Source organism: Nostoc sp. CmiVER01, from assembly GCF_034531135.2.
Classification (GTDB): domain Bacteria; phylum Cyanobacteriota; class Cyanobacteriia; order Cyanobacteriales; family Nostocaceae; genus Nostoc.
Window position 1 is genome coordinate 78534 of the sequence record NZ_JAVRBU020000005.1, and the last position, 20196, is coordinate 98729.

A 20196-nucleotide genomic window follows, 5' to 3' on the forward strand; every position below is an offset into this window, starting at 1 on the left:
AATCCTTCCCTCCGTCATTTGGCTGTTTGTTAGCCCGATTATGCTCAAATATGCTTCATCCAGTTCTGCCGCCTGATCCGCCTTTTATCCTCGAATCTTTACAAGCTGTAAATCCCGCCTCATCTGCTAGTCATACAAATTTTCTTTCAGGTGTAGATACTGGAATACACGAAAAGATAGACAAATCCAAACAGCCCAAGGATTTGGCTCAGTTAGCAATTGCGGGTAAAACCAAGAGCGATCCCCCATTGCCAACTCCGATCAACTCAACTCAAAATCACTTGGTAGTTGCCGAAACTCCCTCTGTACCCCATTCACCAGAAATTTCGCCCATCAACAGTTCTGGAACTGCTGCACCTTTGGGGCGATCGCTGATCGTTGGTTATCCTACGCAGGAGGTTAAAACCTCTAATTACCGAAAGAAAGAAGACACAAAAACAAGTCCGAGTGTCAACGTTCAGCGCTCGGAACTTCTGCTAAGAGCGGCGTTACGCAAGCAGGAGACGCAAAGAGAAACCACTACGTTGCCAAAGAAAGTTGGAGCGGAGACTTCCTCTGTAAACTTAAAATTTGAACCTTCTCAAAAACTTGGTGAGCGAGCGCCAACTCTCAACTTTAGTAGAGAAAAACAAACCTTTTTGGATGCTAGCTTTAGCTATAAAGTTTCCCAAAAACCCCAACTTGCCCAGTCTTTGCGTCCTCTCCAAACTGTTCCAAGTGCTACATACAGCAATAAAATCGAATCCAAAGCGGGAATCTTAGCACAGAAGTTAACCCCGCAAAAACAGCAAAGTGATATTACTTCAATACAGTCTTCAGGAAGAGACAATATCTCTGAATCTGCTGCTGATCTTGCACCGAGTTCTCAATCAGTACAAAATTTTATAAAATTCACGTCTCGTAAACTGACAAACCAACTCTCATCGCCCATCACTGTAGGATTCAAGTCCCAAGCCCAACAACAAGCTCAAGCACCAACGCCTACACCAGATGGCAACACCATTAATCAGCCGCAAAGTCAACCATTTGATACAACTGCGCCAGCTAAACCGAGAATTGTAGAAGTCACTTCAGATCGGCAAGAGTATGACGAGCAACGGCGAATTATTACGGCTGTTGGTAATGTAGTTGTGCGATTTGATGGGGCGGTGGTGGATGCCGATCGCCTGCAAGTAAATCTAGACAACTTGATTGCTGCTGGGTTCGGCAATGTAACTTTAACACGGGGCGATCAGGTACTGCGCGGACAACGCTTTACTTATAACTTTGTTCAAGATAGTGGAGAACTGCTAAATGGTAGAGGAGAAATTTATGTACCCTCAGCACAAACAGATTTTGCTTTTTCATCCACGGGTGTAACTGCTGGTGGAGTTCCAAGACGTCCACCGAGCGATCGCATTAGAGCCAATCAACCTCTTTCCGGTGTGAGCAGCCCTGGAGGAATTGATGTAAACATAGGTGGTCAGGCAAATGCTAGCAACATCGCGCCTCCGAAAACAGGGGGTGTAGTGAATCGGCTCAGGTTTGAAGCTGAACACATTGACTTTTATCCCCAAGGCTGGCAAGCAAGGGATGTTCGCCTCACCAACGATCCTTTTTCGCCCCCAGAACTAGAGTTACGGGCAAATACAGTAACTCTGACGCGAGAATCACCCTTGGTAGACCGCATCAGGACACAGAATCAGCGTTTGGTATTTGATCGAAGCGTCTCTTTACCAATTCCGGTGAATGAGCGAACTATTGACCGCCGGGAGCGGGACGTTACACCTGCAATAGCTTCCCCTGGTTATGATGGAAAAGATCGGGGTGGTTTGTATATTGAGCGTGGCTTTCCAGTCATTGATACAGAGAATACACGCTGGACAATTACGCCTCAGTTGTTAATACAAAGAACTGTACAAGAAGGCACGGGTGATTTAGGCGCACTGTTTGCTGTCAAGACAAAGATAAATTCTGTTTTGAATCCAAGAGCAGTCATTGACGGGACTGGGGAATTAACTAGTTTTGACTTGAACAAGGTAGAAGATAATTTGCGGGCGAGGTTAGGATTGCGCCAGATATTAGGGACTTCCCTTCCCCATGTTTTGAATCTGGAGTATAGCTACCGCGAGCGTTTTTACAACGGTACCCTCGGTTTTCAAACCGTCCAGAGCAGTCTTGGCGGCATTATTACCTCTCCTGTAATTCCTTTAGGCAAAAGTGGCATCAACCTCACCTATCAGGGAAGCGCTCGATATATCGATGCCAATACCGATCGCCAAGACTTACTAAAACCAGTGCGAGAAAACGATCGCATCTCACTAGGTCGTTTACAAGGCAGCGCTTCCCTTAGTACTGGGCTGTTGCTGTGGCAGGGAAAACCATTACCACCCACTGCCACTGGGGGATTACGATACACTGCTAACCCTGTAGTTCCTTACTTGCAAGCGATCGCTGGACTTACAGGCACTACCAGTTATTACACCAATGGCGATAACCAAAGCACCCTAACTGGTACAATTGGCTTACTAGGGCAAATTGGTCATTTTTCTCGACCTTTTTTAGACTACACAGCCTTCAATATTACTTATTCTCAAGGCTTAAACAACGGATTATCACCATTTTTGTTTGATCGCTCCGTTGATAACCAAGTGTTGAGCGCCGGGATATCACAACAAATCTACGGCCCTTTTCGCTTAGGCTTTCAAACATCTGTTAACTTGGATACTGGTAAAGAGACTAGCACCGACTACATTGTGGAATATAGCCGTCGCACCTATGGCATCACCTTGCGTTACAATCCGGTGTTGGAGTTAGGCGGTATCAGCATCCGAATTAGTGATTTTAACTGGGGTGGCGGCACTGATCCATTTTCTGAAGTTAAACCAGTGGTAGGAGGTGTGCAACAGGATTATTAGTCAGATAGTTAGGGACTTCCAGAAAATAAATTATCCAATTTACTCAGATCATATTTTTCTTTCTCCCCCAGCAAGAACTGCTCCCTGCCCCCCTGCCTACACCACGATAGAATATTTTTTTAGTTGGAAGTCCCTTAGCAGTTGCCCGACTCGACACTTGATTCTTTAAGGTTTTCTATCTTTTGCCCAGTCTAAGGATTTGGCACGACTCGACAGCTTACAGCACAATTGGTTGATGCCGCACCAGGTATTCTCAGCTTGGCATAGTCGCCGCTTAGTTGAATACGTGACGGTGGTTGGTGTAGGGTTGCACAGCATCTTTGCACTGCGGCTTGGTACTCTCGCCATTGCTTACGGATTGCAGTACTTGCAGCATCGTTACCTAAATCTGAAAATTTTAGCCCCGCTCGAATTAGCCAAGTTTCTACATCAGTTGTTTCACCTAGCATTTCTGGTATGGCATTAATTTTTTCCATGAGTAATATCTTTTACACGTATTTAAAATTGGTAATTTTACTTTAAAAAAAACTATTGATAATAGCCAATATAATTATTTATCAAAATCATCAATAAAAATGATTAAAAGAAGAGAATAAATTATTATTAAGGCTCTGATTTAGATACAAACACGATAGGGGCACAGCAATGCTGTGCCCCTACGAATGGTCTGTAATTTATGTAATCGAAAAGCCTAATATTACGGCTGGCAAATATCATTGCTTTAGGTTGTGAATAAGCTATTTTCTAGCTCAAAATCACTAGAAACGATAGCCTAATCCGGCTTGGAAGCTGACAGCATCAGCATCACTATTTCTGTAGGCATCAATGCCCCATTTAGTATCACCATAAGCAATGACATTATTGCTAACTTCTGATTCAATACCAAGGGTAACTACAGGTGCATTCTGATTGCCCAACGGGGTTTTTTGACCTTCGTCAGTTACAAAAGAATAACCACCACCGAAGTAAAGGTTAGTGTTTTTGGCAATGGGCGCATCGTAAGTCACTATGGGCATAATTGCGGCAGCATCACCACCATACAGCACAGAACCCCGCACTGAAACAGGCGCATTGGGAACGGCGTAACGTCCTTGAATATTACCACCAACTTGTGATTCATCGTTTCCTTGTCCGCCACTAGTTGCACCAACCGCAATACCAGCACCGATGTAATTGCCGTTTGTGCCAGCTGTTTGAGCAGAAGCAATTCCCGCCGAAAGAACAATGGAAGCAACAGCAACGAAAGAGGCAGCTAATTTTGTAAGTTTCATAGAATTCTTCTCACTAGAGTTAAGTAAAATCAATATTCTCTAGTACTAGAATCTCTTTTTTTACAAAATGTAACCTCGCACATCTGGTTCACCCAAGTGGCTGAATTCTTTCTCACCCACTTGGGTGTAACAAGTTAATTATTACAGGAAATAATTACTATGCCCAATGCCCAATGCCCTATCCCCTATTTCTCAATTTGAACTAATGCTTAAGTCTTTGCCAATTCGGTTTTTGATTACTCGTGCAGGTATGCCTACAGCAACGGAGAAAGGAGGAATATCTCTATTAACAACTGCTCCCGCACCAATAACACTGCCTTTGCCGATGGTAACTCCATCTAATACTGTTACTCCATGCCCTAGCCAACAGTCATCCTCAATTACAATTCCTTTGCGAGTAACACCTTGGTATTTAATCGGCTCCATCGGATCGGCAAAATTATGGTTATTAGCATATATCCCTGAGTAAGCAGCTATTAAGCAGTGTTTACCAATTTTGATGTCTCCTGGCCCCTCAATAGCCACGTTGGGGCCAATAAAGGTGTCTTCATCAATATGTATACACGTATTTTCTAAAGACCCTATATCAACGTTACGCTCAATAGCGACTCTATTTCCCAGATGAATTCTATTATTTTTATGTCCTCTAGCATCCATCCGCACACCCTTGAAAATATATACTCCACTGCCTATCTCAATACAGCAAGTACCGTTAAATTCAACACCATTTTGAATATAAACTGGGCTGCCTATATAGGCAAAAATACTACGATATCCCAAATTACGCAACTTCGGCCCCAAAATAAGTGTAGGAATATCCCCGAACACAGTAGTTACTAAAAGTTCTTGCACGCGCTGCAATTTGGAAAAATATTGCTCGTTATGCATGGCTACATATCTCTTCAATTAATTGTTGTTGACAGGATTGATTTGTTGGCTTTGTATTCTAATATTTTGCCAATGCCAAAAGATTTTGTACTTATTAATACATGATTTCCATTGGCAGTATTACCAAAATTTACCCATGTTTTTAGATGGTTTTCCAAATGTTGAAAAACCAGAGCCTGGTTTTGACTATGTGAGCAATTTACAGCACGTAAAAATATCGCTTCTTTTTCACCAAATCAATCTTAGTGAATTGCAGGGTCAAACCCAGACGATTAAATTGTCTGATGGAAAATTCTTTGGTTTAGATAGGCTACTGTTTCGGTTATCTGGTAAATTTGCAAAGCTTGTTACGCAAATAAGGATAAAGTTGTTTACCTTGAGGATACTTTTTCTCAAGCGGTTTTAGTCTTTTGAAACAACTCAGTTCCACAAGCTATATTGCAACAAAAAATACATTTAACTAGACTATATTCAAAAATTAGATAAAATTTCTGCCTAGCATGACAATGTAATTATTGTTAGATTTTTATGGGTATTTATGCCCGATTAAAATCCAACTAGGGTGGATTATCTCCCACATCAGCCATCACATTGAAGTTAACCATCGGTGCAAACAAGTAAGCGCTTCCCCGACTGCTATGACGGCTTTCTTGCAACGAATTTCTAGAGTATGCTGCTCCAATCATGTTGCACACAGATGATTTACAGACTAACCAATTTATGTTTTTAATTACATAAATGGTTTTTAATAACAATTGTTTTTAACGATAGCACATTTTATTTTTAATGGAACACTCTTATGAAATAATTTGATTTTCAGGTTGCTTGTTAATTCTAATGGTGAGATTAGTTAACTTTTTTACTAAAGCAATGCCTACGGCAAGCAAAGTCTACGCTACTCTTCAATAATTTTATACACCTAGAGAAAATTTCTTGAAAATGGGAACTTTAAAAATTCTCTAAGCGATTAATTAGTATTTATGTCTATATTTGTATTATTGTTTGTTCAAATACTTTTATATTTTTGTGTTAACTCAGAATGATATCTACTATACTGATGACACCCTCTTGGTTAAAAAGCTAAAAATCTTCCTCTTCCTTATTGCTTGTATCTAAAAATTTGTAAATCACCCATTCGGGTGAGCCAAGCGGGTGATGCGTGCTTGCCACTATTTATTATAAATTTTATTGAAAGAAAGCTAAAACGTAGCTTAGTTTCTAGGAAAAGTTCAGAAAGAACATTAAATGCCCAGATTAAGGTATCGGTTTTAACTCACACACTTGGTTCAAATTATGGCTTTAATTAAAGAAATTGTCCAAGAAGCTCTAACTATCGGCTATCTGAGTGTTGTAGCCGAAGATCAACTGCGATCGCAACTTCAAAGTAATTATGACTCAGAAGACCTAGATGCCTGGATCATTCTACAGCGAGCTATAGCGGCGGGTGATGTAAAACTTGAGTCGCGCCGAAAAAAAGCTTCTCTCTCTCCTAAAGCCAAAGACGCTTCATCTAGTATCAAACTTGCTTATCAAATGGCAGCCGAGATTGCTTATGCAGCAGCTGTAGCTTTGTCAATGACCAAAAGTACCAAAGATCAGCCTTCACTAGGCGCATGAAATAACACATTACTACGTTATTTACTTAAATCTAGTATTAAAATTTTATACCAAGTAGTTAGTGATGCTTTTCCTAGTTAACTGCTTGGTATGATTTTTAAAGAATTTAATTTTAAACGATGTCTAAGGTCTATTGAGCATTACATCACCTTAAACTAACCTTAACCAAAAATAATTTAGTTAAGTCTTTCCTCTCCAGTAGGGCAATTTTATTAAGAAATAATTAAAATTCTAGTTCCTTGACGCAGCTATAAAGGAATTTTCGCTCTCAGCCAAGACCTTAGATTGATCCCCGGAATCAATTCTAAAAAAAATATAAATTATTTATTCAAAACTAAATTTTTTTAAGTGATATATGGCACTAAATGATTAAATTTTAATATACCAAGTACATGGCTGAGGGTAAGGCATAGAATTAGAAACACCTTGGTGTAAACTTTAGCAACGAGGTTAAAAGAAATTCTCAATGCTTAACAAAGTCATCGCTTTTTCACAAACTACTGTATAAAGAATTGGCAACATTGGTAAAGAGAGTAAACAATAACCATAGCTAAACTTGGAGTTTTGCCAACCTATGCAGCCAATTCGCACATTTAACGTATCTCCTTCACTACCGCCACGACTCGAACCACTACGGCGGCTAGCATATAACTTGCACTGGGATTGGAACGTTGACACTAAAGATTTATTCCGTCGCTTAGACTCTGACCTGTGGGAGTCTAGCCATCATAACCCGGTGTTAATGTTAGGTACTATCTCTCAATCACGGCTTCTGGAAGTTGTCGAAGATGAAGGCTTCCTAGCGCAAATGGATCGAGCTGACCGTCAGTTAGACGATTATTTGCAAGAGCGTACCTGGTATCAGAAACAACGGGAGCAAAAGCCAAAAGAATGTTACGCCTATTTTTCGGCGGAATTTGGACTTGTAGATTGTTTGCCCGTCTATTCTGGGGGCTTGGGCGTTCTGGCGGGGGATCACCTCAAATCTGCCAGTGACTTAGGGCTACCCCTGGTGGGCGTAGGTTTACTGTATCAGCAAGGCTATTTTGCCCAGTATCTGAATGCCGATGGCTGGCAGCAAGAACGCTACCTGAGCAATGATTTCTACAATATGCCCTTGCATCTAGAGCGTAATGCCGATGGTTCAGAACTGCGGATTGCGGTAGATTATCCAGGACGCAAGGTGTATGCCAGAGTTTGGCGTGTACAGGTAGGAACGGTTCCCCTGTATCTGATGGACACCAACATTGAACCTAACAATGTTTACGACCACGACATTACAGATCAGCTGTATGGTGGGGACATCGATATGCGTATCCACCAGGAAATCATGCTGGGGATCGGTGGTGTGCAAATGCTCAAAGCTTTGGGGCTGAAAGTCACAGCTTACCACATGAATGAAGGCCACGCCGCCTTCTCTGCCCTAGAACGCATCCGCTTGCTGATTCAGGAAGAAGGACTGAATTATCCCCAAGCTAAACAGGTGGTGGCTTCCAGTAATATCTTTACTACCCACACGCCAGTACCAGCAGGGATTGACTTGTTTGCTCCTGAAAAAATGCTGTACTACTTGGGGTACTATGCAGAGATATTTGGGTTGCCCAAAGAGCAATTTTTAGGACTGGGGCGCGAGAATACAGGCGATTTATCTGGGCCTTTCAGTATGGCAGTGCTGGCGCTAAAGATGGCAACATTTTCTAATGGTGTGGCCCAACTGCATGGTGTGGTGTCGCGGCAAATGTTCCAGGGCTTGTGGCAGAAAGTGCCAGTAGAGGAAGTACCGATCGCAGCAATTACTAATGGTGTCCATGCTCGGAGTTGTGTTGCCAAATCTACTCAAGAATTATACGATCGCTACCTGGGGCCAAACTGGTCATCAGCACCACCAGATAGCCCATTGTGGGATCGGATGGACGCCATACCTGATGAGGAATTGTGGCGCAATCACGAACGCTGCCGCTTAGATATGATTTTGTATGTGCGGGATCATTTGGTCAAGCATTTGACCGATCGCGGTGCTTCGGCTTCCGAAATTAGCCAGGCACAAGAAGTTTTAGATCCTTACGCTTTCACCATTGGCTTTGCCCGTCGGTTTGCCACCTACAAACGCGCTACCCTGTGGATGCGTGATTTGGATCGGATTAAGCGGCTTTTACTAGCTAACAAAGACCGGAAAGTGCAATTTGTGATTGCTGGTAAAGCACATCCGAAGGATATTCCTGGTAAAGAACTGATCCGTGAGATCAATCACTTTATCCGCGAACAACATTTAGAAAAGCAGGTAGTGTTTGTTCCCAATTACGACATTCACATCTCCCGGTTAATGGTTGCGGGTTGCGATATTTGGTTAAACACACCGCGTCGTCCACGGGAAGCTTCTGGCACTAGTGGCATGAAAGCTGCAATGAATGGCTTGCCGAATTTAAGTGTACTAGATGGCTGGTGGGATGAAGCTGATTACGTTCGCACAGGCTGGGCGATTGGACATGGAGAGAATTACGACGATCCCAACTACCAGGATGAAGTAGAAGCAAATGCTCTCTACGAATTGTTAGAGAAGGAAGTTGTACCGTTATTTTATGAACATCGGGATACTGATGGTTTGCCCCGTCCGTGGGTTGCCAAAATGAAGGATGCAATTCGGTTGAATTGTCCCTTCTTTAATACAGCGCGGATGGTAGGAGAATATGCACAAAGGGCTTATTTCCCAGCTAGCGATCGCTATCATACCCTGACTGTTGATAACTATGCTCCAGCCAAAGAACTAGCTGCTTGGAAAGAAAAATTGGGCGAACACTGGTTCAACATCAGAATCAAAGATATTGATGTATCGGCAGCTTCAGATATTGAGGTTAACCAAACCGTTGCTGTCAAAGCCAAGGTTGACTTAGCAACTTTAGCGAATGATGATGTGCAGGTGGAGTTATATCAAGGTGCGATCGATGCCAATGGTGATATTGTCAACGCTGTGCCGGTGGTGATGGATTATCAAGGTGAAGATGCACAGCAATTGAGCATTTACACGGCTAATATCACTTATACTGCTTCTGGTTTGCAAGGCTTGTCTTTGCGTGTATTGCCGAAGAATCAATACTTAGCTAATCCTTATGAACCAAGGTTGATTGCTTGGGCAGAATAAGAGTAGTGAGTAATTTTTGATACTCAAGATTAGGCGTTGCTGATTTAAATTTAGCAATGCCTTTTATTATGTGATGCAGTCACGCCCCAAAATAACTATTGCTAGAATGATGAGGAATTATAAGGGAAATGTGATTTGATTGGGATAATCACAAAAGTCAGCTTCTTAAGCAAAATAGGGGATATTCTTTAGAAGAGATCGTTATTATTTTGGCAGGCGACTATGTAGAACGAATCAAACAAGATGATCCAGAACAATTTATTGCTATTGGATATTTGGAAAACACCCTTTTGTCAGTCATTTATGAAGTTCGTTATGATAGTGAAGGGGAATATATTTGGTTAATTACTTATTGGAAAAGTACTTGACGGGAAAGAGAAATCTATGAACAATATTTCTATTAAAGAACTTGAGGATAAAATTGAGGACGGAGAGGAAGTCATTGATCGTTATTTTGACTCCACGACAACAAGAGTCGGAACACCTCGTCAAATGACTTCACGAAGACGACAGGATATAGTCACAACAAACCTTGAAATTCCTAGTCTGATGCTCAACGAACTGGACAAAATGGCAACCGAACTCAATATTAGTCGTCAAGCTGTGATTAAAATGATGCTAAGACGCGCTCTTGATGAACACTATCTGGCCAAGAACCAGATTAAATCATAAATTTGATTGCGTAGCTTGCCGCACTAAGCATCGGTTCTTGCGTGTGCTGTTACCCAACCCAAATTCCTCAAATTTCACTCTGTAAACTCCATGTTTTGAACAGGAAAATCAAGCAATAAAGAAGATTGTTTGAAAAGTATTATTATGTTTAACATCAAAATATATGATACATAAGACGAAGCATTGCTGATTTAAGTTTAGCAACGCCTTTTATATCAAACATTTTCAGGTAGAAAATTAATATTTAGGATCTGTTCTAAAGTATAAGTACAAGATTGAGGTAAGTTATCTAGTTTGCCTTCAGTTTTATCAATTACATATCCTAATGCATCATCATAAATTGATGCTAATTCATTTTCTAAGTATTGATATAAATTCGTTGTCAAGTTACGTTTTAATTGATTCCTAAAACTTCTGATTTCTGCTTTCCAATGTCCAGAATTATATTGAGATTCTTGCGTCCAATATTGCAGCAATAAAAGATGTATAATAATTTGTTCTAATAAACTAGCGACCTTGGCTTTGTCTCTACGGCCCAAGTTTTCTAACTCCTCTATTAAATTTTCTAAATCTAATTCTTTTAAATGGTTAGCTTTTAATAGTTTGATTGTTTCCTCTAACCAGAGATGATCATCAATTTCATAAAGCTCTTTTAAACTCAAGTTGGAACTAACTCCTTGCATAAAACCTCTTTGAGTTAAATCTTACGAGATTACAATTTTAGGCTAACATTTTTTGGGGGATCACAATGTAGCCAGTGGTGCGATCGCCTAATACTAAGTTACGTTGTTCTCCCCAATACCACCAGTATGCAGCAACGTAAGCGCAAATTAGGCTATCTAGTTTATCTTCGGTTGCTTTGAGGGCTGCGCCTGTGGTGGGGATTTCTGAAGTAAACGAACCGCAGAGGCGCCAAGAACGCAGAGGAGGAGAAAGAGAGGGGAGGATATTGAGAAGATAATTTTGGAGTTTGATTAGTTCTAGGCGACGCTCATTGAGTCGTCCTTTTTTGTATTTGAGGATGCGTTCTAAGTTGAATAGGTTAACGATCGCCGGGTGGGGAAAGACTTCTATTTGATATCTGCTGAGTTTTTGCGGTTCTATGGTGGGTGCATGTGCAAAACCGCGTGATTCTAACTCTAAGCCAAAGTTGATGGTGCGATCGGCGAAGGGTAGGTTTTGATTAGCTGGGTAGCATCCTGCATGATATTTACCAAAGTATTTGTGGCTGAGTTTATCAGGGAGGCGGCTTCCAGTGAGGTTGGGTATGAGAGTAGGTGCATCTACGGCAATAATGGCTGGTTCGTCTGGTTGGACACTTTGATCAATCCAGGTGAGGATGTCTGCAATGGCTTCTTTACGATCTAGATCAAGTAGTTGCAGTTGTCCATCTATCCATTCTAAGCAGCATAGTCCACTTGGTTGAGATTTCCAGCCTAAATCAATGCCAATAAATTTCATTGTCATAACACGAATTTGCAATTATTTTCGCATTTCGTGGCAACGATTCACCTAAATTTACTTACTAAAAATTGTGAAAAATAATCTTATAATCTTAAATAGCTTGTCTTAATTTATTTTATCTGGCAATAAATTAATCAAGATTATTCCAATGAAAGTTTTATTTTTACATCCCAATTTTCCCTCGCAATTTCGTAATCTAGCGACAGTTTTAGGTAAAGATCCTAATTGTCAAGTCGTCTTTGGAACAAATCGTCGTGAAGGCGAAATACCTGGCGTTTTTAAAGCTATTTACACTCCTTCTCGTGAAGCTGCTCCCCAAACCCACCATTACGTTCGCAACCTGGAAAATGCTGTTCTCACGGCGCAGGCTGTCTATCGCGTATCAGAAAAATTGAAAGCTGAGGGTTTTGTTCCAGATATCGTTTATGGTCATTCTGGTTGGGGCCCAACTTTATTTATGAAAGATATTTTCCCTAAAGCAGAATTATTATGTTATTTTGAGTGGTTTTACCATGCTCACGGTTCCGATGCAGATTTTGATCCCAATGAACCATTGAATGCTGATGATGAATGCCGCATTAGGGTCAAAAATGCGCCGATTTTGACTGATTTATATAGCTGCGATCGCGGTCTTTCTCCAACTAACTGGCAGCGTCAGCAATTTCCCAAAGAATATCATAGCAAACTTACTGTAATTCATGATGGTGTTGATACCAAATATTTCGTTCCCAAACCAGGCGCAAAGTTAGTTTTACCAAGAATAAATCTCGACCTTTCTCATGTGGAAGAGTTGGTAACTTATGTGGGACGGGGGATGGAACCTTATAGAGGTTTTCCGCAATTTATGGAAACGGTGGCGTTAATTCAGCAGCGAAGACCTAAGTGCCATGTTGTAGTTGTAGGAGAAGATAGGGTGGCTTATGGGAAGAATCTTCCTGATGGGCAGACTTATAAACAATTAATGTTAGAAAAATTAGAATCATCTTTAGATTTATCGAGGCTGCACTTTACAGATAGACTTCCTTACAATGAGTATCTTCAGGTTTTGCAAGCTTCTTCTGCTCATGTTTATTTAACTCGTCCTTTTGTTTTATCCTGGTCAATGTTGGAAGTAATGGCAGCAGGATGTTTACTAATAGCTTCTAAGACTGCGCCAGTATTGGAAGTCGTACAGGATGGGGTAAATGGACTGCTGGTAGATTTCTTTTCTCCCCATAATATTGCTAATAGGATTGAAGAGGCCCTGAATAATCCTCAAGAAATGCAAGCAATTCGTGCGAATGCGCGAGAGACAATTATCAAGCGTTATGATTTGGCAAAACTGTTACCACAGCATTTGCAATGGATGTTTGCTGGTAAAAATTCTGATAGTTTGAAAAAGCGTCCAACTTCTAAAGGATTTGGCAGAAATTAGTCATTGGTCATTGGTCATTAGTTATAACCAACAAATGACTAATGACAAAGAAATAAAAAGCGATATTTAAAATGCGAATTATTTTTACTATTGCCCATTTTTTCAAACCTAGTGGTGAGGGTCGTCATGCTTCCCAACGCAAAGATCCGAAACCACGTTTGCAGGCGTTAACTAATAGCCTTACCGCCTTATACCAATTATTTGGTAAATCTCAAAGTATTATTAACATCGCTCAACGAATAGCTTTTCCTGCTAACCAGCCGCAATCGCACGAATTAGATATTGTTATTTGTACAACCCAAGATAATCATCTTTTAAATCAGCTTCCCTTACCATCCCATCTATATAAGCATCATTCTACTAATGTAGAACCTTTGCTTTTGGGGTTTGAATGCCAAGCGGTTCTGCAAAGTTGTCTTGGTCAGTATGATTATTACTGCTTTTTGGAAGATGACCTAATTATCCATGATCCTTGGTTTTTTATAAAATTAAATTGGTTTACTCAACAAGCGGGTGATTTAAATTTGCTCCAGCCAAATCGTTATGAAATCTCCCCTTCCGGTTTGGTTCATAAAGCTTACATTGATGGGAATTTGGCTTTGCGAGTAACTGCTCCCTTTCAAAATGTACAGGAGCAACCGGAACTCAAGGGTATAATTATGAATGCACCAGTTATCTTTTGTCGTGCCCTCAATCCTCATGCAGGCTGCTATTTTTTGAATGCAAATCAGATGACTTATTGGGCTAATCAACCTTATTTTCTCGACCGAGATATTAGCTTTGTTGGGCCTCTAGAAAGCACTGCCACCTTGGGAATTATGAAGACATTTCGGATTTATAAAACTTCACCGGAGCAAGCAAGTTTTTTGGAGATTCAGCACTCTGGAACTGGATTTATAAGGTTAATTGGTGGACAGGTGAGTTTAGCAGAAAGGTAAATCGAATTTAAAAGCTTAGTTTTTGTGAGCAAAATTAATGCGATCGCTATTTATAAAACACAGATTAGCGATCGCTCAACAATCAACTAATCTTAAATTCTTACTAATGGTTTTTCAATAGGGGTAGGCGTAGTCAACGGATCAAATCCTAACTGCTCAGTAATGCGCTCTCTGGCTAAAAGGCGGTATTCCCAAAAATGCTCACCAGCAGCACATAAACCCAAATACATATTCACGAATTGCGGCTTGGTGCGAATAATAGCCCAAAGCTGTTGCCAAAATTGACCCCGAATTTCCTGCCGTTGCCAACCTTGTCGCCAAAGCAAGTGTGCAAGTAGCCGCAGTCCTTTGCCAGGAGGAAAATACATTGTCTGCTGTAGTTGGGGATTAGGTGTAATCTTAAGGCACTGTTCAAAACAACGTCGGAGATAGTTTTTGGGTTCGTACATTCTCCAAATTGCCTCTAGATATTCTTTAGCAACTTCAGCCATCGGCCGAGTAGGAACAAAATTCATCAAGGAATTCTGATCCCCCACCTCTAAACCGCCAAATCCTTCTAATAATCGCTGCTCTCGTTTTAGTCTTTCCCAGAGGGCAGTATTGGGAAGGGCTTGCAGTATACCTAGCATCGGTTGAGGAATGCTGGTTTCTTCAATAAAAGCTTCAATTCGCTTCCCGGCGCCAGTCTTTTCACCATCAAAACCAATGATGAATCCTGCATAGATTAACAATCCAGCTTCATTGATGGTACGACAAGCTTCTAAAAGGGGATTGCGAGTATTTTGAAATTTGCGAGTGACTTGCAGGCTATCTTGATCTGGTGTTTCAATACCCAAAAAGACTCCGTAGAAACCAGCTTTAGCCATTAATTCTAATAGCTCAGTATCTTCTGCTAGGTTGACGGAAGCTTCAGTTAGGAAGGTGAAGGGATAATTGCGTTCCTGCATCCACGGAATTAATGCTTGTAAGAGGCGTTTTACATTGCGTTTATTGCCAATAAAGTTATCATCGACTACCAATAGAGATCCGCGCCAGCCTAAGTCATAGAGGGTTTGAAGTTCTGCTAGGGTTTGGCTGGGTTCTTTGGTACGTGGTTTGCGACCGTATAAATTGATGATGTCACAGAATTCGCATTCAAAAGGACAACCGCGAGAAAACTGGATTGCCATCATTAAGTAATCATCTCGCTTGAGTAAATCAAAGCGAGGAATGGGGCTTTGGGTTACATCTGGTTTTTCCAGGGCGCGGAAGGTTCCTTGTTCTTCACCTTTAGCGATCGCATCTAAAAATTGTGGAACTGTAATCTCCCCTTCATCTAAAATCAAATAGTTAGCTCCTGCTTTTTGGGCAGTTTCTGGTACTGAGGTTGGATAAGGGCCACCCACAGCAACTTTTTTCCCTAGTTGTGCTGCTTTATGAATTTGGGCAAGAAAGTCTTCTTTTTGTGCAAGCATGGCAGAAAGAATTACTATGTCGCACCATTGCCAATCAGCATCCGTTTCTTGATTAACATTGCGGTCATAAAACCGAACTTCCCAGTCTGTTGGTAGCATTGCAGCAACAGTCAGAATTCCTAGCGGTGGAATAAATGCCTTAAGTCCCGCTATTTTCATGAATTCGTCGTAAGACCAAAAGGTTTTAGGAAAGCGGGGGTAAAGTAAGAGTACTTTCATTGCTGTAGTCCTCTAATTAAATTTTGTTTAAAAAATTTTTACTTTGGATAAATCTGTGTTTTGGATGTTCATTGCAGAGATGATGCTAATAGCCCACTAGTGTGAGCCAAAGAATTAACTCATAATTTCGAGGTTACTGCTACTTTCTCTGAAAAAAATTTAAATTTTGTCTATTTTTGTAATCAAGAGTACATAAACTGCTTTGATGAAGAGAAAAAGCTTTAGTTATAGCGTTTTGCAGTTTAGTTTTTCTATTATTATGTTATGTAAACGCAATCTTTTATGATGCTATTGCATTAACTAGCAATGCCATTGCATTAACTAGCAATGCCATTGCATTAACTAACAATGCCATTGCATTAACTAACAATGCCATTGCATCGACTAACAATGCCATTGCATCGACTAACAATGCCATCGCATCGACTTTTTATTTTACAACTACAGTCAAGTTTTACAATGTCCACCCTAAAACCCAATACGGTTCAGTTAAGGCTAAAACTGCTTATTGAAGTGAATTTTTTTAACGAACCGCCAAGAACGCCAAGGACGCAGAGAGAAGAAAGAAATTCTTAACTGAACCGTATTGCCCTAAAACCTGGATTTATTACTTGTGAGAAATCCAAGGAGTGTAGGGGTGTGGGAGGATACAGAATTATACTTTCGTAGCTTCTCACACCTCTCACACTATGCGTGAGAAATTCGGGTAAAAGCTCTCTTACCACACAAACTTGTCGTTTTCCTTTGTGAAGAATCGGAGTTGAGTTAAAATCTCTCATTCCACAACGGCGATTTGACCTGGAAAATGTCAAAATTAAATGAGTTTTGCGTAGGCGGAAAGCAATTTGTCGCCAGACATCGCCACTTTACTAGCGCGGATTTGAGATAACTAAGTTGAAATTTATGGGCAAGCAACGTGTTCTTTCTGGAGTTCAACCAACCGGCAATTACCATCTAGGTAACTATTTGGGAGCCATTCGCAACTGGGTAGAAGGTCAGAGCGAATACGAAAATTACCTTTTTGTGGCTGATTTACACGCGATAACAGTGCCACACGACCCAAAACAGTTGGCAGCTGATACCTACACCCTTGCTGCTCTCTATCTAGCTTGTGGTCTTGATTTAAATCACTCTACCATCTTTGTACAATCACACGTTTCGGCTCACAGTGAACTCACCTGGTTGCTCAACTGCATTACACCTCTAAACTGGCTGCAAGATATGATCCAGTTTAAAGAAAAGGCTGTAAAACAGGGAGAAAATGTGAGTGCAGGCTTATTAGATTACCCTGTGCTGATGTCAGCCGATATTTTGCTTTACCAAGCTGATAAAGTGCCAGTGGGTGAAGACCAAAAGCAACACTTGGAGTTAACACGGGATATTGCAGCTCGATTAAATCACCAATTTGGTAAACCAGAGCAACCAGTTTTAAAGTTACCAGACCCTTTGATTCGTAAGGAAGGGGCAAGGGTGATGAGTTTGGCGGATGGTACACGCAAAATGTCGAAGTCTGATCCTTCTGAGTTAAGCCGAATCAATCTGCTAGATTCACCAGAACAGATTCAATACAAAATTAAGCGTTGCAAAACCGATCCCATTCGTGGACTGACTTTTGATGATCCAGCGCGTCCAGAGTGTAATAACTTGTTAACGCTGTATACATTGCTTTCTGGTAAAACGAAGGAAGATGTAGCAGTTGAATGTCAGGATATGGGTTGGGGACAATTTAAGCCATTATTGACGGACACGATAATTGAGGCTCTGAAACCAATTCAAGAAAAATATCAGTCGATAACGGCGGATAAAAGCTATTTGGAATCTGTATTGCGGGATGGAGGGGAAAAAGCTAGAGCGATCGCAAATCAAACTTTATCACAAGTCAAAACTGCTTTAGGCTATTCGCTTCCTCTATAATTTGTCCCTTTTCGGTGTGATTGGCTATACCATTTAAGAAATTGAAACTCTTAATTTTATGCATCACACCCATAGCCCCACAGCTTTTCAGAGAGCTGTACAAGCAGGTGAATTTCTAATTACCGCCGAGGTAGCACCGCCGAAAGGGGGAGATCCAGCGCACATGATTCAAATGGCGGCGACTCTTAAGGGAAGGGTTCATGCTGTCAATATTACTGATGGTAGCCGCGCAGTGTTACGGATGTCTTCGTTAATGGCATCGGTGATTTTGTCACAAAATGGTATAGAACCGATTTGTCAAATTGCTTGCCGCGATCGCAACCGCATTAGTTTACAAGCTGATTTGATGGGCGCTCATGCTTTGGGTATCCGTAATATTTTAGCTTTGACTGGCGACCCAGTAAAAGCAGGCGATCATCCAGATGCCAAAGCAGTGTTTGACTTAGAAGCTGTGCGACTGCTGCAACTGATTCGGAAGATGAATCAAGGCGTTGATTGCAACGAGAAACCCTTGACAGATGGAGCGTTAGATTTATTTGTTGGTGCAGCAGTAGATCCGCAATGTAAAAGTTGGTCGGGTTTGCAAAGTCGATTTGAACGCAAAATCGAAGCCGGAGCGCAGTTTTTTCAAAGTCAGTTAATTACCGATTTTGAGCGGCTAGAAAAGTTCATGGATACCATTGCCTCTGGTTATAAAAAACCAATTTTGGCAGGAATTTTTCTGTTGAAATCGGCAAAAAATGCTCAGTTTATTAATAGATGTGTTCCGGGTGTAAATATTCCCCAACATATTATTGATAGATTGGCAAAAGCCAAAGATCCTATTGAGGAAGGTATGAAAATTGCCGCCGAGCAAGTGCAGATAGCGCGGCAATTATGTCAGGGTGTCCACATGATGGCAGTGAAGAGAGAAGATGCGATCGCGCCAATTTTAGATTTGGCTGGGATTGCTCCAGTTAATCAGTTGGTATCTAAGTAAAGCAGATAACTAATCTTTTATTAAAGCAGATGGGAACAGCCATCTGCTTTTTTATGGTGAAACAGATGTATTTACACTATATACCAATACAGTTCAGTTAAGCATTTCTTTCTTCTCTCTGCGTCCTTGGCGTCCTTGGCGGTAGCCTGCGGCAAGCCGAAGCGTCTACGTTAAAAAAATTGAGTTTGACAAAGAGTTTTAGCCTTAACTGAACCGTATTACACTATATACCCCGAAACAGCTACAGGATAAACAATACAGCAATTTGTGATAAAACAATTAGAGCCTTCAAAAGTAATAATAAAAAACACAATGACAATACTGCCGCAATATAACTATTCACATCTAAAGCAGGAACTAGATAGATTTTTGCGTCAACCATTGCAAAAAACTTTCTGGGGAATTATTTGTTTAATAGTTCTGTTTGGTGTTGGTTTGGTGTCTGTAAATGCGGTACAGCCATTACGTAAGCCTGACCTGTGGCAAGTTTATCAGCAGTTGCTCAAGTCAGCCAAATATGTTGACTTGACTCATACGATCGCTCCAGCAATTCCTGTATGGTCAGGTTTTGATTCATCAAAGTTTGCTCCTACTATCAGTCCAAAAACGGGTGAGCCATACACTTACCAAAAGGATGGATTTGAAGCAACTCATTACGATTTATCCACCGATCAGCTAGGAACCCAACTAGATCCACCTGCTCACTGGAACCCTGACTATCCAGCTATTGATGAATTGCCAGCAACATTTGCTGTTCGTCCTCTAGTAATAATTCCGATCCAGGATAAAGTTGTCAAAGACCCCAATTACCACCTGAGTGTCAAAGATATTCAAGATTGGGAACGCAAATATGGCAGGATTCCTCAAGGCTCAGTTGTGTTTGTTCGCTCTGACTGGTCTAAAGAATGGCCAAAGCCCGAACTAGCTACAAGAACTAAGTTTCCTGGTGTGAAGCTAGAAGCTTTGCAATTTCTGCACCTTGAGCGCCACATTCTTTTTCACGGACACGAACCCCTGGATACAGATAACACCCCAACACTAGAAGGAGAAGCTTGGCTGTTGAAAAACGGATATACCCAAGCAGAGGGTGTTGCAAATTTAGATCAGGTACCAGAAACAGGCGCGTTGATCTCTATTGGGTATCCCAAATTCAAAGGTGGTTTAGGAGGTTATGCACGTTACATTGCTATCTGTCCACCAAATTGGAAATACGGCGTTTCAGTAGATCACATACCAGAGTCTCCCCTAAAAAAAGCAGATAAACCCTTGCACTGGGATACAAAATTGGGTGTAAGGGTACGCTGAGATGAAACAATTGATTTATTGATTA

At 41.1% G+C, this 20196-nt stretch carries 18 protein-coding genes; 10 read left to right on the plus strand and 8 right to left on the minus strand.

What is annotated here, in order from left to right:
• Positions 1-50 precede the first annotated feature (50 nt).
• The gene (locus tag RMZ43_RS09235; protein WP_322653922.1) at positions 51-2897 is read left to right on the plus strand and encodes a DUF3769 domain-containing protein; all 2847 of its coding nucleotides are present in this window, start codon (positions 51-53) and stop codon (positions 2895-2897) included.
• Between the two features lie 191 nt (positions 2898-3088).
• Here the strand turns inward: RMZ43_RS09235 and RMZ43_RS09240 are convergent, their stop codons facing one another.
• The 4 genes from RMZ43_RS09240 to RMZ43_RS09255 all read right to left on the minus strand — a co-directional run bounded on the left by RMZ43_RS09240 (position 3089) and on the right by RMZ43_RS09255 (position 5751).
• Entirely contained in the window at positions 3089-3373 is a 285-nt protein-coding gene (locus tag RMZ43_RS09240) for a hypothetical protein (RefSeq protein ID WP_322650049.1), read from the minus strand.
• Positions 3374-3655: 282 nt separating this feature from the next.
• Positions 3656-4168 carry an outer membrane beta-barrel protein gene (locus tag RMZ43_RS09245; RefSeq protein ID WP_322650050.1) on the minus strand — a complete coding sequence of 171 codons (513 nt, stop codon included), beginning with the start codon at positions 4166-4168 and terminating at the stop codon, positions 3656-3658.
• 192 nt (positions 4169-4360) lie between these two features.
• Positions 4361-5056: an acyltransferase gene (locus tag RMZ43_RS09250; RefSeq protein WP_322650051.1), complete on the minus strand. Its 696-nt coding sequence runs from the start codon at positions 5054-5056 to the stop codon at positions 4361-4363.
• Between the two features lie 557 nt (positions 5057-5613).
• Positions 5614-5751, minus strand: a complete 138-nt coding sequence (locus tag RMZ43_RS09255; protein ID WP_174707946.1) for a hypothetical protein — start codon at positions 5749-5751, stop codon at positions 5614-5616.
• A gap of 598 nt (positions 5752-6349) precedes the next feature.
• On the opposite strand from RMZ43_RS09255, the gene RMZ43_RS09260 reads away from it, so the two are divergent.
• The 4 genes from RMZ43_RS09260 (at position 6350) to brnA (ending at position 10484) form a co-directional block, all read left to right on the plus strand.
• Positions 6350-6673 (plus strand): hypothetical protein, encoded by a 324-nt coding sequence (locus tag RMZ43_RS09260; protein ID WP_322653923.1) that lies wholly within the window; start codon positions 6350-6352, stop codon positions 6671-6673.
• 574 nt (positions 6674-7247) lie between these two features.
• The gene (gene glgP / locus RMZ43_RS09265; RefSeq protein WP_322653924.1) at positions 7248-9812 is read left to right on the plus strand and encodes an alpha-glucan family phosphorylase; all 2565 of its coding nucleotides are present in this window, start codon (positions 7248-7250) and stop codon (positions 9810-9812) included.
• A 209-nt stretch (positions 9813-10021) separates the two neighbouring features.
• Positions 10022-10180, plus strand: a complete 159-nt coding sequence (locus tag RMZ43_RS09270) for a hypothetical protein (protein ID WP_322653925.1) — start codon at positions 10022-10024, stop codon at positions 10178-10180.
• A 16-nt stretch (positions 10181-10196) separates the two neighbouring features.
• Positions 10197-10484 carry a type II toxin-antitoxin system BrnA family antitoxin gene (gene brnA, locus RMZ43_RS09275; protein WP_322650056.1) on the plus strand — a complete coding sequence of 96 codons (288 nt, stop codon included), beginning with the start codon at positions 10197-10199 and terminating at the stop codon, positions 10482-10484.
• Between the two features lie 215 nt (positions 10485-10699).
• On the opposite strand, the gene RMZ43_RS09280 is transcribed toward brnA, so the two are convergent.
• Together RMZ43_RS09280 and RMZ43_RS09285 are read right to left on the minus strand one after the other, a co-directional pair.
• Positions 10700-11167: a DUF29 domain-containing protein gene (locus RMZ43_RS09280; protein ID WP_322653926.1), complete on the minus strand. Its 468-nt coding sequence runs from the start codon at positions 11165-11167 to the stop codon at positions 10700-10702.
• A gap of 37 nt (positions 11168-11204) precedes the next feature.
• The gene (locus RMZ43_RS09285; RefSeq protein ID WP_322653991.1) at positions 11205-11945 is read right to left on the minus strand and encodes a DUF429 domain-containing protein; all 741 of its coding nucleotides are present in this window, start codon (positions 11943-11945) and stop codon (positions 11205-11207) included.
• 151 nt (positions 11946-12096) lie between these two features.
• On the opposite strand from RMZ43_RS09285, the gene RMZ43_RS09290 reads away from it, so the two are divergent.
• Positions 12097-13362 (plus strand): glycosyltransferase family 4 protein, encoded by a 1266-nt coding sequence (locus RMZ43_RS09290; RefSeq protein WP_322653927.1) that lies wholly within the window; start codon positions 12097-12099, stop codon positions 13360-13362.
• Positions 13363-13433: 71 nt separating this feature from the next.
• Positions 13434-14300, plus strand: a complete 867-nt coding sequence (locus RMZ43_RS09295; RefSeq protein ID WP_322653928.1) for a calcium-binding protein — start codon at positions 13434-13436, stop codon at positions 14298-14300.
• Between the two features lie 92 nt (positions 14301-14392).
• On the opposite strand, the gene RMZ43_RS09300 is transcribed toward RMZ43_RS09295, so the two are convergent.
• Both RMZ43_RS09300 and RMZ43_RS09305 read right to left on the minus strand, forming a co-directional pair.
• Positions 14393-15973, minus strand: coding sequence for a B12-binding domain-containing radical SAM protein (locus tag RMZ43_RS09300; RefSeq protein WP_322653929.1), 1581 nt, complete (start codon positions 15971-15973; stop codon positions 14393-14395).
• A gap of 280 nt (positions 15974-16253) precedes the next feature.
• Positions 16254-16391, minus strand: a complete 138-nt coding sequence (locus RMZ43_RS09305) for a hypothetical protein (RefSeq protein ID WP_322653930.1) — start codon at positions 16389-16391, stop codon at positions 16254-16256.
• 485 nt (positions 16392-16876) lie between these two features.
• Between RMZ43_RS09305 and trpS the strand changes: the two genes are divergently transcribed.
• From trpS to RMZ43_RS09320, 3 genes are all read left to right on the plus strand, one after another.
• Positions 16877-17887: a tryptophan--tRNA ligase gene (trpS, locus tag RMZ43_RS09310; protein ID WP_322650061.1), complete on the plus strand. Its 1011-nt coding sequence runs from the start codon at positions 16877-16879 to the stop codon at positions 17885-17887.
• A 58-nt stretch (positions 17888-17945) separates the two neighbouring features.
• Positions 17946-18866, plus strand: coding sequence for a methylenetetrahydrofolate reductase (locus tag RMZ43_RS09315; protein WP_322653931.1), 921 nt, complete (start codon positions 17946-17948; stop codon positions 18864-18866).
• 312 nt (positions 18867-19178) lie between these two features.
• Positions 19179-20171 carry a cyclase family protein gene (locus RMZ43_RS09320; protein WP_322653932.1) on the plus strand — a complete coding sequence of 331 codons (993 nt, stop codon included), beginning with the start codon at positions 19179-19181 and terminating at the stop codon, positions 20169-20171.
• The last annotated feature ends 25 nt before the right edge of the window (positions 20172-20196 follow it).

Bases quoted from the DNA above. Each gene is read 5' to 3' on its own strand.
- RMZ43_RS09260 (WP_322653923.1), top strand. From the start codon at position 6,350: ATGGCTTTAATTAAAGAAATTGTCCAAGAAGCTCTAACTATCGGCTAT.
- trpS (WP_322650061.1), top strand. From the start codon at position 16,877: ATGGGCAAGCAACGTGTTCTTTCTGGAGTTCAACCAACCGGCAATTAC.
- brnA (WP_322650056.1), top strand. From the start codon at position 10,197: ATGAACAATATTTCTATTAAAGAACTTGAGGATAAAATTGAGGACGGA.
- RMZ43_RS09295 (WP_322653928.1), top strand. From the start codon at position 13,434: ATGCGAATTATTTTTACTATTGCCCATTTTTTCAAACCTAGTGGTGAG.
- RMZ43_RS09245 (WP_322650050.1), bottom strand. From the start codon at position 4,168: ATGAAACTTACAAAATTAGCTGCCTCTTTCGTTGCTGTTGCTTCCATT.
- RMZ43_RS09320 (WP_322653932.1), top strand. From the start codon at position 19,179: ATGACAATACTGCCGCAATATAACTATTCACATCTAAAGCAGGAACTA.
- glgP (WP_322653924.1), top strand. From the start codon at position 7,248: ATGCAGCCAATTCGCACATTTAACGTATCTCCTTCACTACCGCCACGA.
- RMZ43_RS09240 (WP_322650049.1), bottom strand. From the start codon at position 3,373: ATGGAAAAAATTAATGCCATACCAGAAATGCTAGGTGAAACAACTGAT.
- RMZ43_RS09305 (WP_322653930.1), bottom strand. From the start codon at position 16,391: ATGGCATTGTTAGTCGATGCAATGGCATTGTTAGTCGATGCAATGGCA.
- RMZ43_RS09235 (WP_322653922.1), top strand. From the start codon at position 51: ATGCTTCATCCAGTTCTGCCGCCTGATCCGCCTTTTATCCTCGAATCT.
- RMZ43_RS09285 (WP_322653991.1), bottom strand. From the start codon at position 11,945: ATGAAATTTATTGGCATTGATTTAGGCTGGAAATCTCAACCAAGTGGA.
- RMZ43_RS09250 (WP_322650051.1), bottom strand. From the start codon at position 5,056: ATGCATAACGAGCAATATTTTTCCAAATTGCAGCGCGTGCAAGAACTT.
- RMZ43_RS09290 (WP_322653927.1), top strand. From the start codon at position 12,097: ATGAAAGTTTTATTTTTACATCCCAATTTTCCCTCGCAATTTCGTAAT.
- RMZ43_RS09315 (WP_322653931.1), top strand. From the start codon at position 17,946: ATGCATCACACCCATAGCCCCACAGCTTTTCAGAGAGCTGTACAAGCA.
- RMZ43_RS09280 (WP_322653926.1), bottom strand. From the start codon at position 11,167: ATGCAAGGAGTTAGTTCCAACTTGAGTTTAAAAGAGCTTTATGAAATT.
- RMZ43_RS09300 (WP_322653929.1), bottom strand. From the start codon at position 15,973: ATGAAAGTACTCTTACTTTACCCCCGCTTTCCTAAAACCTTTTGGTCT.